General features: G+C 36.4%; 11 protein-coding genes. 5 read left to right on the forward strand and 6 right to left on the reverse strand.

Annotated features, from left to right (window positions below; translation table 11 throughout):
• Positions 1-187: 187 nt before the first annotated feature.
• From HM131_RS01900 to HM131_RS01915, 4 genes are read right to left on the reverse strand one after another with little or no spacing between them, the layout of a single operon-like run.
• The gene (locus HM131_RS01900; protein ID WP_232324846.1) at positions 188-1,015 is read right to left on the reverse strand and encodes an HNH endonuclease; all 828 of its coding nucleotides are present in this window, start codon (positions 1,013-1,015) and stop codon (positions 188-190) included.
• Positions 999-2,609, reverse strand: a complete 1,611-nt coding sequence (locus tag HM131_RS01905) for an ATP-binding protein (RefSeq protein WP_157130740.1) — start codon at positions 2,607-2,609, stop codon at positions 999-1,001. Before HM131_RS01905 ends, HM131_RS01900 begins: the two co-directional genes overlap by 17 nt.
• Complete coding sequence (locus tag HM131_RS01910; protein ID WP_085027399.1) at positions 2,606-3,037, reverse strand: EcoRII N-terminal effector-binding domain-containing protein; 432 nt, start codon at positions 3,035-3,037, stop codon at positions 2,606-2,608. The genes HM131_RS01905 and HM131_RS01910 overlap by 4 nt, the downstream gene beginning before the upstream one ends.
• A 15-nt stretch (positions 3,038-3,052) precedes the next feature.
• Positions 3,053-4,930 (reverse strand): DEAD/DEAH box helicase, encoded by a 1,878-nt coding sequence (locus HM131_RS01915; protein ID WP_198162703.1) that lies wholly within the window; start codon positions 4,928-4,930, stop codon positions 3,053-3,055.
• A 266-nt stretch (positions 4,931-5,196) separates the two neighbouring features.
• Between HM131_RS01915 and HM131_RS01920 the strand changes: the two genes are divergently transcribed.
• Complete coding sequence (locus HM131_RS01920; protein WP_085027403.1) at positions 5,197-6,378, forward strand: restriction endonuclease; 1,182 nt, start codon at positions 5,197-5,199, stop codon at positions 6,376-6,378.
• A 239-nt stretch (positions 6,379-6,617) separates the two neighbouring features.
• Here HM131_RS01920 and HM131_RS01925 read toward each other — a convergent pair whose 3' ends face one another.
• Entirely contained in the window at positions 6,618-7,490 is an 873-nt protein-coding gene (locus tag HM131_RS01925; RefSeq protein WP_085027405.1) for a hypothetical protein, read from the reverse strand.
• Between the two features lie 1,313 nt (positions 7,491-8,803).
• Here HM131_RS01925 and HM131_RS01935 point away from each other — a divergent pair.
• Genes HM131_RS01935 through dnaB form a run of 3 tightly spaced genes read left to right on the forward strand, consistent with a single transcriptional unit; the run spans position 8,804 to position 11,134 of the window.
• Complete coding sequence (locus HM131_RS01935) at positions 8,804-9,547, forward strand: DnaD domain-containing protein (protein WP_085027409.1); 744 nt, start codon at positions 8,804-8,806, stop codon at positions 9,545-9,547.
• Positions 9,544-9,882, forward strand: a complete 339-nt coding sequence (locus HM131_RS01940; protein ID WP_085027411.1) for a hypothetical protein — start codon at positions 9,544-9,546, stop codon at positions 9,880-9,882. The genes HM131_RS01935 and HM131_RS01940 overlap by 4 nt, the downstream gene beginning before the upstream one ends.
• Entirely contained in the window at positions 9,866-11,134 is a 1,269-nt protein-coding gene (gene dnaB / locus HM131_RS01945; protein ID WP_085027413.1) for a replicative DNA helicase, read from the forward strand. The genes HM131_RS01940 and dnaB overlap by 17 nt, the downstream gene beginning before the upstream one ends.
• A 162-nt stretch (positions 11,135-11,296) precedes the next feature.
• Here the strand turns inward: dnaB and HM131_RS01950 are convergent, their stop codons facing one another.
• Positions 11,297-12,007: a GntR family transcriptional regulator gene (locus HM131_RS01950; protein WP_085027414.1), complete on the reverse strand. Its 711-nt coding sequence runs from the start codon at positions 12,005-12,007 to the stop codon at positions 11,297-11,299.
• Positions 12,008-12,157: 150 nt separating this feature from the next.
• On the opposite strand from HM131_RS01950, the gene HM131_RS01955 reads away from it, so the two are divergent.
• Positions 12,158-13,510, forward strand: coding sequence for a 6-phospho-alpha-glucosidase (locus tag HM131_RS01955; protein WP_085027416.1), 1,353 nt, complete (start codon positions 12,158-12,160; stop codon positions 13,508-13,510).
• The last annotated feature ends 10 nt before the right edge of the window (positions 13,511-13,520 follow it).

Here is a 13,520-nt window from a genome sequence, read left to right on the forward strand (position 1 = left end):
AACTTGTATGCGATACAGATTCATTTCACAACGAGTGTCCTTTGAAAAGTTCATGCTATTGAGTTAATAATTTGATAATAACCACCCTATAAAGTAATATAAAAGGATTATTTATAGGAACGAATTAAAGAAAGCGTTAATTAACCAAAAAAAACTATGCAGCAGAGAATTGCGGCATAGTACTCAATCATTTATGAACGTTCATTATCTTTTTTAGTTCTTCAATGGAAAGGGGAGGGTCATTTCGATGAAGCATCGCATGGCAATTGGGGCATACAGGTACCAAATCCGTTGATGGATTGATTACGTAATCAGTATCTATCTTAGAAATAGGTATAATATGATGAACATGGATAAATCCTTTTCCAACATTACCATATACTTTCTCAAAATCAAACTCGCACACTTTGCATTTGTAACCGTGTTTCATTATACAAGCCTTTCTATTTAAAGGGCTACGTTCATACTTGTTTGATTCAATACGGTGTAATTCTCCTTCGGCTCTTCCACTTTGGTCCTCTTTATTAACTTCTAAAGGAAGGAGTGACAATGTAAGGCTTAATAAGTCTCCTCCTACCTTAATAATCAACTCCTCAAGTTGATTTTGGGTTAGTTCTTCTTGGATTACAGGGATGCGAATTAATTTTAAGGTTAAGCTATTCCATTCATTTGGCCAGCTACCAGTTTCCAGTGGATCAATATCTATACCGTTGATTTTCATGACTAATTCTGTATTGTCAGAAATAATTGAAAGGGAGATTGAACTGAACAAAATTTTTTTTTCTTCGTTAGATATTCCCATAGTTTTAATTAAATGTGCTGAGAAGCTATCAGGATTAAATTCTGCAGTGATATTTCGCCAACCTTGACTGACAAGTATGCTAAAGCCTTGTCCGTAAGGGAGGTCTGTAGGTCGAATATAGACCCCATTACTATCTATCTTGCTAGTTACTCTTATACCAGTACTTTCGACAATTGAATAAGTAATAAAATTAGTATTAATCTGAACCATCATTTAACTCCGGATCTGGAAGGTCTTCTACTAATTGTCTTAATAATCGGCTTGTTTCGTATCTTAATTCTTTTAAATTTCTTTTTGTTACGTCACTAATTGTCCATAGTTCTGCTTGACTACAAGCCCATAAAAGAGAGTCCATCCCTTGAACTGTGACACCAGATGATAAATTTGGAACGTAAACTTTATGGTAATAAGGGTGGTTGGTATTAATTCTGACTGCAGGGTGCTTATCAATTAAGGCCGGTTCCCATAATAGGCCGTCATCTATAGAGTCAACTGGTTGTACAAAAACTTCTCCTTCTCTAGTTGGAGTAACAAGAGGAAGTGTAATTCTAGTATTGCCATTACTGTTTGTTACCTGTACTTCGTTAGTATCGGGGTTGGTTATTTCGAAAGTAGATCTTTGTAAGTCTTTTTCCCGGCCTTTTATATTTGAATTGGAGTCTTCATGAGCGCCTTTCGAAGCTTTTGTAACATTCTTTTTTACTCCAGTTCGATAACGATCATTTGCTGCCCTTCTTGGAGCAGGTAGGAATTGGTCTTTTATCCAGTTATAAAGATCGTTATTAAGAGAAATCCTTGACTTCTTAATATCCACATTGAAGGCATCATCCATATTATAATCAAAGGAAAATTCTACTCTTAATAGTGTGCTGTGTGGTTCATTTCTAACCATCCCCATCCAGTCGCCATGGTGGATAAGGCGATTTTCTCTATAAACATAAAACCCTTGCATATCGTTCGAAAGCTTTGCCTGTTTTTGTGCTTCAACGGAGGTGAATTGCTCTTTTCTAGGGAGAACATAGGCCTTAATTGAAAAAGAACTTTCTCTTCCGTCTTCAAATTTAACAGGTTGAACGCATTCTGCTACTAATTCAGTGTTAGGTTCTGAAATGCAGAAAGGATCCCAAGGTTCAACTATCTCTCCGTTAATTTTTATATCGATGTTAGTAATGTTTTGATATATAGGATCCAAGTATTGTTGATAAACCATGGCAACATGTTCTCTTAATTTTTCTATTACTTTGTCTAAAGCTCGTTGTGCATATGTTCCGGTTTGATCTTGATAACTTTTTAATAAACGATCTACTTTTTCCCAAGTAACCACAGTGCCAGATCCCCCATCAGAAACATCATCTAATAAATCAACTTCTTCCGGTTCTGGTTCAGGGAATAAAATTTCCCAATCATTAGTTTTAGCTACATGGTCAAGGTCCCAACAGGCCTTCTGAATTGAAGTAAGCTCATCGTCTCTGGTTGAAACTGATAATCTTCGACAAAATGCCGTTGATGCAGTTTTTAAGCCTAACCCGAACTTTCCAAGACTTTTTGGGGTGGGCCGTGCTGAAGACCCATACGTCATAGCATTTATTAACCCTTCTTCATCCATGCCACTTCCATTATCACCAATACGAATTATTACATCCCCAGCAAAGTCCATATTAATTTTAATATCTATTAATGTGGCATTTGCAGCAATAGAATTATCAATTATATCTGCGATAGCTGTGTTAAATTCATAACCTGTGTCTCTTAGCCCTTCAATCATTCTGGAGGCATGTGGTGGGACTGTTCTTGTTTTGGTACTCATATTTTCAACACCTTCCATGTATTACCTAATTTAAGTATATTTTCACTAAGTTGTTCTAGGTGACGTTCATAGTTTATTAAGTAGTTATCTTCATTAGTTACATTTAAAATAATTGAGTCACCCGCTTTTAAATTATGCTGTTTAATAAATCGTGTCATTCCTGTTAGTCTATACTCATTTCTAGTACCACCAAAAAATTGGTTATTATAATAAATAAACATAAAATCCCAGGATTCCCCTGCAGGGTCAAAGAACTTCAGTTTTACTCTAGGGTTTTTAGTTTCGATACCTAGAGAAGGAAAAAAAGAAAGAATTCCTTCTCTCTTTGGAATTAACATCCCTGCTTGGTGAGTCCCTGTCTCTCCAGTATCATTTGAACTGAGCAATTTTTTAATTGCCGAAGTATTTTGTGAGTTATCTTGCTTCATGCCAAATAATCCTCCTTATGAAACAGGTGTTTTGGATAGTGCCTCCAAGATATCTGAATTGTCGAATGAACTCCCGTCTGTTCCAATAACCACAGATTCGGAAAGTTCTCTTTTTTTCTGAAGCTTTGAATCAATTGCTTCTTCTACGGTGTTACTGCAGAATAATCTGTATATATTGACAGGCCGTTTTTGCCCTTTTCTATATGCTCTTGCAGATGCCTGATCCTCAATAGCTGGATTCCATTCTAGGTTGTAGTGTATAACATGATTTGCAGCTGTTATGTTTAAGCCTGCTCCAGCAGCTCTTGGGTTAAGTATGAGAAGAGCTGGTCCTTTAACACTACTAAATTTATCAATTATATCCTGTCGTTTTTCAACATCGACTCTTCCATCAATGAAGTCACATGGAATCTCAAAGCGTTGAGATAAGTCATTAAGGAGTATGTCTGCCATACGGGTAAAAGAAGTAAAGATGATGGCTTTTTCATTGTTAACTACTATTTCTTCTAGTATCTCAACTAACCTTAAATATTTGCTAAATTGGGCAGGGTCTTGTCTTTCACTAGTACATAATAGTGGGTGTGTGCAATACATTCTTAATCTGATTAACGAAACTAATGAAGCGCTTCTACCATATTCTTCCTTTGCTTGCTGGCGAATAGTTTCATAATCTTGGGATTCACTGTCAGTTAGTCCAACCATCTGAGGAATATCTATTCTTTCTGGAAGATCATCTGCAACGTCTTTAACTTCTCTTCTTAATAAAATGGGTGAAATTATTGGCTCTAAAGACTCAGCGCTGATAACTTCGTTTTGATAGGTGCTCTGAAAAGTATGGAGGTCACCTAAGAACCCAGGAAATGCAAAGTCTGCTAAGGACCATAGATCCAATAAATGATTCTCTACCGGTGTGCCAGTGACAGCTATACTTGTCCTTCTTCTAATTTGTTTAATTGCTTTAGTTCTTTTCGCATGGGGATTCTTAATAGCTTGCGCTTCATCAACAATTACGATATTCCAATCTAGCATAAGGAATAAAGAAAAGTCTCTTAGAACTGTTTCATAGGAGGTAATAACAAGATGGTGATTTCGTAAGTGTTTGTAAAAACCAGTTCTATTATTACCTTGATGTATAATTGTGTTTAATGAAGGGGCGAATTTTTTTACTTCTCTTCGCCAGTTTTCCAACAGTGTTACTGGAGCTACAACTAATGATGGCTTTATGGTGTTTAGGGTTTCAGAAGCCACAAGAGCTATAACTTGGGCTGTTTTCCCTAACCCCATTTCGTCTGCTAAAATACAGCCTACGCTTTCTTTGGAAATCATTCTCAACCATCGATATCCCTGGAACTGGTAAGGGTATAAAGTGCCCTTAAAAAGTGGTATATTTATTTTGTTATTATCAATAATAGAACCTTTATTTAAGGTTAATTTGCTTACTTCATCTTGAATAATTGGTTCCTGAGTTCTTCTTAAAGTAAGATATTGTTGAAAGGATATATTGCCTATTCGACTAACTCCCGATTTTTCTAATAAGGACCTTATCTCGGTCATAGATCCTTGAACAATTGGGTACCATGTTTGGTTAATAATTATGTGATCGCAATCTTTTTCAAAATTCTCTTTTAGATTATATTCAATTGAGTTAACTTTACATATTACTTCGAGTAATAGACTTATATTGCCTTTTTGGGATATAGGTTTTATTCTAAGGTTTATTTTCAAAGGGAATCTTGAAAAGTTTAACTCTTTTAATTCGTCAGAGGGCTTTTTAACTAAAAGCCCTCTGACTTTTAGTTGGTTTTTAAACTGAGCTAAAAAAACCTCTTTCGCAGTAGGTAATATAAAATCATTTTTTGAGGAGTTAATGCCAAGCATATTGTTATGTACCATAAACCAGCTACCCTTTTGCATAAAATTCACCTCTTCTTTAGCCCCGTAAACTTTATAAATAATTAAAAATAACTAATTTCTGTATAGAGTAATTATTCATCTGGTCGTTACCTTACTAAATATCAATACCATTATAACAAGACAAAAGGGACAGATTCCAAGAAAATTATTTCAAAATTCATAATTAAAGTTATATTCCGTTTTTCAGTTGTAGTCGAAGTGTATACTCTAAATAATAAATTTAGTTCTATGAGAGGGAGAGGCAAGTGGATTTTTCTAAATTAATTATAGATAAAAAATACAGGAATACAAATAATTGGAAGCTACCGCAAGATGAATTTAATAAAATCTTTAAAAGGTTTAGAGATGGGAAAGGTATTCAAAATGTTCAAGGATTTAGGTGGAAAAGTAAATACGCTGGCCCAACAAACATTCACGGTGCTGCCTTTATTGTTATAGTTACAAATTTTAACGAAAAGGAATGGCCTGATGAATTAGATTACGAGACTGGTATATTTACATATTTTGGAGATAATCGCAAGGGAGGGGATGTTTTACATTCTACTCCTGGTAATGGATACTTAAAAAATACATTTGATTTAATTCATTTGTATAAGAATCGATTCGACATTGCCCCAATACTACTTTTCCAGAGTGTTAAAGAGAATAAGCATTACATGAAGTTTTTAGGTTTATTAGCACCCGGAGCTGCAGATTTTCGTCCAACTGAAGATTTAATAGCAGTTTGGCGTGTTGAGAAAGAGAATCGATACCAAAATTATAGGTCAATTTTCACTATTTTAAAAGAAGAAGAGATAGATTTAAAATGGCTAGATGATTTGTGCCAAGGAGTTAAGCCTGCTTCATCAATATATTGTCCTGAAGCATGGAGGTTATGGGTTGATAAAAATGTCTATACACCTCTGGAGTGCGAATCTACTAATCATATTAGAACTATGAAAGAGCAAACTCCAAATTCTGAAGAGCAAAAAATAATAAATTATATATTAAATCTTACTGATAGGGAATTTGAGTTCGCAGCCAAAGAAATATTAAAGCTAACGGATCCACATTTATATGACTTGAAAGTAACTAGACGTGTAAAGGATAAAGGGATTGATATAATTGGGAAATATAAAATTGGTCATAAAAAGTATAGTTACTCTTTACGGGCTATAGGGGAGGCTAAGCGTTGGAAAAAAAGCGTTAATAGCAGAGAGTTTTTAAGGTTGATATCAAGAATGACTAAAGATACTATTGGTTTTTTTGTAACAACTTCATATTTTGGTGAAGCCCCTCAAGAAGAAATTATTGAAGATGATAGACCAATAATATTGATATGCGGAAAAGATATTGCAAACATTTTAATAGATAAAAATCTAGCTGGAAAAGGGTACGAAATAGAGTTTAAAGAGTGGTTGGAAAAAATAAAAACAGAAGCAAAATAAATGACCAAGAATAAACCTCTCTTGGTCATTTATTTTTTATAGGTTACGTGCATTTTCAGCGGCATGCAATGCTTCAATAAATTGGTTGTGATAACTCTTTGCTTGGTCAGTCATATCTGTGTAAGAGCGAATAATTAGTTTCCTTGTTTTTTGAAGAGACAGATATATTCTATAAGCTGTGGTTCCATGGTAAGATTATCAGAAACTAAAAATGTTTTAACGCAATTATTTTAATTCACTTAAACAATATTTTTAATTCTATTCTTTTTATAAAGTTTCCTCAACATCTCATAAATAATTCTCTTATTATAGCTTGCAGATAGATTGATCCTCGCTAAAATATAAATATATCTAATTATTGAAGGAATACTTTTAAGTTTATAATATTCTGATTTAAGAATTAACAGGTGATTAGCAGTATTTGCTAACCGCTTTTCTAAAATCTTTAATGTTGCTGGGTGAGTTAAGTCAATGTTTTCAGGAAAATAGTTCACTAATAATTCTCCATGAAATTCAACATTATTTTCTTTTATTGTAAAGCCGAAGTCCTGAATATCTTTCTCAAAGTTTTTTTTTAATAATTCAATTTTCTCATGGTTTTTCTGTTTTTCTTTTTCGTGAAGTTTGTACTTTTCATATCTTTGATGGTTTATACGGTATTTTACTATTTCAGCTTTAATATACTTAGCATCAATTAATTTAGCCCATATGGATCGATGATTACCATCTGAGCCAACGTAGTATTCATCAAAATCTTCATAATAATATAACTGCATCATTGGAAAATTCTTATCTACAAACCATTTTTCAAATTCCACTAAAGTGGTTTCTTCCAATTTTTCCTGTAAACCTCTGAATTTATGTGGGTCTATATTGCCAGCTTTCATATTTGCGTGATCCCACCACGAGTAATTCTCTTTCCCTCTAGAAAAAGTTAACCCCTTAATTTTATTCACTGGAACCAAGACTTCTGCATCGTAATGTGGGTCATAATCAAAAAAAGACCTATAGACCTTATCACTCTTCACTTTTTCATTTGAAAGGTCTAGTATATGCTCTTGTTTAACACCTTTTCTTAAGAGTAGTTCTTCAAGCGCATTTATTTCAATCACTCCTATCCATTTTATGAAAATAATTCCTCATTTTTGAACCATAGGTCTAGTATAATATAAATTATACGAAATGATTTTATTATATTACTCTTACGAATAGCTTATCTAACCTTTAAAAAATAATTTATCAGGGGGGATTAAAGTATGATGCTAGAATTCAATAATATTAACCAGAAGCAGTTTTTTTGATGGGTGACAAACACAAGCTTTTAGAAAGCATAGTGGTGGAATAAATGTTTAATAGTGACATTTTTGACAAAAATATTTTGAAAAAAGCTATTAGTAAGGGGTGGTGGGCGATTCAAGACCCACTAAAACGTGCGAAGTATCTACTTTTCCATCTTACAGAACACCCGCCCTCTACTACTGACCAAAAAGGTTACGAAAAGTTAATTAAGAATGGCCCCGCTTATCCATGTTATTTTAAAACAAAATAACTTATTTTTTTAGAAATTGATAATTCTGATCTATCAAATCAAATAATGGATGAAGGTTATATTCACGAATATGAATTTCTAGCTGGATATGATTAATTAAAAGGAGACTAATCCATGAAGCTAAATCTGAATATATGTATAATTTTTCCGAAAGAGGGCTTTAATGTTTTTTGAAAACAGGGATAAAAAATCTTAGAGCCACATTCCAACGGGTAGTAAGCGCAAGTAAGTATTCTTTAGAGTTCAAGCAATAAATGCATTCTTACATATATATGCTGGCAGGGGTTACCGGTCTTATTACACTTAAATCTCAATCTGATGTATTAACAATATTATTGCCTCTTGAATAAGAGTCCTCTCAACGTTCTGGTACGATTTTAAAAACTTATCTTTGGTATGAAGGGCTAGTTAAACAAATTAATAAGATTTAAGAATACTAATATGCTCTAGGAGTACCACTGTCAACACTTCTGGTCGAAGTTAGTGAGAATCTTGAAGTAGCAGATAATATCGTTAGGAGGGAACGTACATATTTTATAAAGAGTTTTTAAGCCTCAAAGTGAAAAAAGCTTCACTATTTATTGAAATTTATCAAGCTGAGAAAGATATTTTGTTGAGCCTTACTGAGGGAAAGGAATAACAGAAGTATATAGATTAAAAACAAAGAAAAACTTTAAAGTTTTTCTTCTATCTATCAACTGGAACTTCTAATTTAAGTTATCTTTGAATGTATCAGTATGTGAACGGATAGAGTTATTGGCAGTAAAAAGGTTTTTCCCGCAGAACAAATTATTTATAGACACTTATCTTTCAAATCCTCCGATTATAGAATTGGAGGATTTTATTTTATATAAAAAAGAGGAGGGAATTAATTTAATGAACTACCTTAAAGAAAACATTGCATTTTTTGATCAAATCGAATTGGATTCACTCTCATCATCCGCCGTCGTTCTTTGGTATACACTTCTTCAGTACAACAACAAAGCCAGATGGAAAAAAGAATTCTCAGTTCCTGCTTCTGCGATTTTATTAAAGTCAGGACTCACAGAAAGTTCGTTCAAACGCGCTAGGCAGGAATTGAAAGAGAAAGGGTACATAAAGCATCGCTCGATCCATCGCAACCATGCTCCTTTTTATCAAATGAATTCTCTAGTAGACGTGCAAACGAACAGGCAGGTGGACCAAGATCCAGGCCACCAGACAGACCAGCAAGTGAACTGGCAGACGATCGAGTCAAAAGCCCCTCAGACGGTCGCTTTATTTAAACCAAATCAAATAAAAGAAAAAGAAACAGTAGGAGTGGTCGATACTTTAAATGCTCATACCTTTTATGAGCAGAATCTCGGAATGCTGAACCCTTTAATCGCAGAGAAAATAACGGAATGGTGTGAGGATTTATCAGAAGACATAGTGATCGAGTCGATGAAAATCGCCTTAATGCACAACAAACCATTCTTCCAATATTGTGAAGGGGTTTTGAAGAGGTGGAAGAACCAGAATGTCCGCAGCATCCAAGATGTGAATGCCCTAGAGGTTCAGAATCGGAAAAAACAACAGCCAACTAAATCATCCGATGCCGACCAAATTTTTGCTGAAATTAGAAAGGAGCGAGAAGCATGAACCATGATGAAGCAGTCGAAGTGTTGAAGTCCATTCATGAGTTGTATCCAAGAACTTTTGAAATTACAAAACGGAGAGTAAAGCTGTTGATCCCGCAACTGGAGAAAATGGATTACGAAGCAGTCATGGAGAAGCTTTCAAACCATGTTTCTTTCTCTCCTTATCCACCGGCACTTTCCGATATTGCGGTTTATCTGCCAGAAGAGAACGATTATCTGGATCGAATATGCGAATGGGAAAAGGAAGCAGCGGAAGTTCCTAAGGAGACGAAAATGCAATTCAACAAAAAGCTGGATGAGCTGACGAGGAGGATGGCGGATGATACAAAATGTTGAAGCTGAACAGTCTGTATTAGGCACCCTCCTTTATGATGGAACGATGATGGATAGGATGAAGTTGAATCCTGAGCACTTCTCTCATCCGAGCCATAGACTTATTTATTTAGCGATGCAAAAAGTTTTCGCAAGAAATGAACTGGTATCTGTCATCAATGTAACCACAGAATTAAACAAAGAAATAAAAGCCGCAGGGGGAGTGTCGTATTTAACAGATCTAGCCAATTCCATTCCGACTACGGCACAGCTCGATCACCACCAGCGCCTGGTTTGCGAATCCTTTGTAAATCGAAAAACAAGTGAGATGGCAGTCCAATATGCGCATGATCCTAACGATGAAAAGCTTGATAAATTATTGGTCCAATTGGAAAACTACCGTAATATGACCTTTGAAAAGGAGAGTTATTCAACGACTTATCATGCATTAATGGAAATCGCTAAAGAGATGACCACACCTGCTGAATCAGGGATGACAGGGTTCCCTACAGGTTATACAGAACTGGATCAGATGATGGGGGGAACCCAGCGGGGGGAATTAATTATCCTTGCTGGAAGACCTTCCATGGGGAAAACAGCATTTGCTTTGAACCTTGCTTCCCATCATTGCCGCACAGGAGGGAAGGTTCATCTATTCAGTTTGGAAATGGGGATAAAATCACTTCTTAAGAGATTTATATCTGCTGAAGCCGAAATAGATGGACAGAAATGGCGTTCGATGAATTTTTCAAAAAGAGATTATGATCGTGCTATTAATTCAATCGGTGAAATGTCTCAGTGGAATCTATTTATTCATGAAAGAAGTCGGACAGTAAGTGACATTCGAGCAAAAGTCAGAAGAGAAATGAGTACAGAAAAGCAAAATAAAGAAACTCCCCTCATTATCATCGATTACCTTCAACTCATGAATTCCACAGACCGGCATGAACGGCGCGACCTGGAAGTCGGCTCTATAACAAGGGAGCTAAAGCTTCTGGCTCGTGAATTGAACACCCCAATCATTCTCCTCTCCCAGCTTTCAAGAAGTGTAGAACAGCGTAAAGACAAGCGTCCGCTTATGTCCGATTTAAGAGAGTCCGGAAACATTGAACAGGATGCTGATGTGATTGGATTTTTATATCGAGAAGATTATTATAACTGGAAGACAGAAGAACAGGAGAGGATAGAGCTTTTATTGAGTAAGCAGCGGAATGGTCCAGTTGGGAAGGTGAGTTTAGTATTTATGAAGGAATACGGAAAATTTCTAGATAAATAGCACACTTTATTTGCTTGCTAAAAAGAGTTTTCCTGATTGGGTTTGGCCATTAACCGTCCCCACATTAATTGTATGTGCTTTACCCCCCCCACTAAGTTAAAGGTATAACGTGGTGGGGGCAGACACTATTCCCAAAGGGAAGAGATTGCATCTTTATAAAGTCTACGGTCTTGATGCCTTCAAAGTAAATTTGTATTCATCACTCTTAAAGTGATTTTCGCTGTACTCAAAAATTGTCCCATCCACGAACACACTGTACGACTCCATTTTGAGAATGGGTAAGGATTCATCCACGTTTAAAGCCTCCGCAATCTCTTTACTGGGAAGAACCGGAATAACCTCCTGAAAGCTGTCTTTGATCTTCATTCCTACTTCTTTTTCAATGTAATCGTATTTAGAACCAGTCATGATGCTGTAAGACAAATTGGGGAAAAGGGCCACAGGCAAATACGTATCCTCCAGTACATAAGGGACGCCATCGACAAGACGCTGTCTGCGGACATAAAACACTTTTTCATCTGGAGCTAATTTTAACCGTCTCCTGACATGATCAGGAGGGGCAATAAGGCGAAAGTCGAGAATATGGTTCACCGGCTCTTTGTTCAACTTTCTCATTTCTTCTGTAAAACTTAGTAATTCAAAGATGTTGTGTTCGATTTTCTGTTCTTTCACATAGGTTCCGCTTCCTTGTATTTTCTCCAGCAACCCGTCCTCGACAAGAACCTTGATGGCCTGACGGATGGTCACACGAGAAGCATTGTATTGTTCAGAAAGGTGATTCTCTGTTGGAATCGCTTCTCCTTCCTTCCAATTTCCTCGTTCAATTTCATCTTTAATTTGTTGAGCAATCCTTCGATACAAAGGTGCTGACATAGGTATTCCTCCTGTTTGATCAATATCTATATTATAACCAATTTGTTTATTTTTTTCGATACGTATGTTGACGCTTCCATAAATATGTATTATATTCATATTAACAATTAATTAATACAAATATAATACCTTTATTGGAGGTCAGATACGATGAAAAGACAAAATCTTGTAGTTGTCGGCGGTGGCAGCACGTACACAATCGGAATGATCATGAGCTTGGTAGCAGAAAAAGAACAGTTCCCTTTGAAGTCGATTACGTTTTACGATACGAATGCTGAAAGACAAGAAAAGATTGCAAAAGCAACAGAAATTATCTTACGTGAAAAATACCCTGAGTTGGACTCTTTCCACTATACAACGGACAAAGAAGAAGCTTTATCAAATGCAGACTTCGTCTTTGTACAAATCCGTACCGGCGGACTGGCTATGCGTGAGCAGGATGAACAGATTCCACTTCGTTATGAAGCAGTCGGACAAGAAACATGCGGACCAGGCGGGATGGCGTATGGCTTACGTTCAATCGGAGACATGATTGAACTAGTGAACGACATTCGAACGTATTCTCCGGATGCCTGGATTTTGAACTATACCAATCCAGCAGCGATCGTAGCTGAAGCCCTTCGCCGCGAATTCCCTGCCGATAAGAAGCTATTGAACATCTGTGATATGCCAGCTGCCATTATGGTGAGCTATGCTGGGATCCTTGGCAAAGATGTATTCGATCTTGTCCCAGAATATTTTGGACTGAACCACTTTGGATGGTTTACGAAAATTCTTGATAAAGAGGGAAATGACCATACAAATACCATCAAGCGTGCTATTACAGAAGATGGATTTATCCCTGAGGATGCCGAAATCGCTAATGACCCATCTTGGATCCATACGTTCAAACAAGTGGAACGTATGGTAACGGATTTCCCTGAATACTTGCCAAACACGTATCTTCAGTATTATCTCTATCCTTCTCAAATGGTGGAAAAAGAAGACCCTTCTACTACAAGGGCGCGCCAAGTCATTAATGGACGAGAAAAACGTGTTCATACGTTAGCTGACCAAATCATTGAAGATGGTACAACGGAAAATGTTGAGCTTGAGGTAGATATCCACGGCAGATACATGATCCGGGTTGCTGCTTCCATGGCCTATAACAATGGAGACATCTTCATCGTTATGGTCGAAAACAACGGAACGATTGCAAACCTGCCGGACGACGTTATGGTAGAGGTTCCTGCCATGATTACCAACAGAGGTCCTAAACCATTTGCTGTCGGTCACATTTCTACCTTCTATAAAGGATTGATTGAAGGACAGCTGGCCTACGAAAAACTTGTCGTCGATGCTTTCTATGAAAATAGCTATGAGAAAGCATTACAAGCACTCACTCTAAACCGCACGGTCGTAGACGCTCCACGGGCCCGTCAAATATTAGATGACATGATTGAAGCAAATAAGGATTACTGGCCAGCTCTTCATGCAAGCAAGCAAGTCGTTACAAATCAATAATATGGCCACC

Source organism: Halobacillus mangrovi, from assembly GCF_002097535.1.
GTDB classification, from domain to species: Bacteria; Bacillota; Bacilli; order Bacillales; family Halobacillaceae; genus Halobacillus; species Halobacillus mangrovi_A.